Genomic DNA, 401 nt, shown 5'->3' on the forward strand with positions numbered 1-401 from the left:
GTACATAGAAGTACTTCAGGACTGTAAACTCCAGTCCATAAGCTGGCAGCAATTAAACGCTTATTATGCAGATTTCCCACAAGGGAATCTGCTGGGCAGGATCGTCACACAGAAGTACTACATCATGAGTGAGGAAAGGGCGATTTTCCTCCGTAGCCAAACCCCGACGTTGCGCTATGAAAAATTGCTTGAACACCACCCCGACATAGAGCAGCAGACCAGCCAAAACAACATCGCCTCCTATCTTGGAATTTCCCGGGAAACCTTAAGCAGAATCAGGCGTAAAAAATTGCAAATGTGTCACCAGACACAAAACAGCCGAAATCCAACACCTATCTTTGACTATAAAAACTAAGGTTATGAACGCAAAGCTCAAAACTACCATGCTGTTTGTACTCGTG

Annotated in this window: 1 protein-coding gene; it reads left to right on the top strand. The window is 44.6% G+C overall.

Annotated elements, in window-relative coordinates:
* A partial coding sequence (locus AC1DND_RS29560; protein WP_477586618.1) for a Crp/Fnr family transcriptional regulator occupies nt 1–355 on the top strand: 355 nt, incomplete at its 5' end.
* Nucleotides 356–401: the final 46 nt, after the last annotated feature.

It is taken from the genome of Pedobacter sp. 01N416, assembly GCF_056399685.1.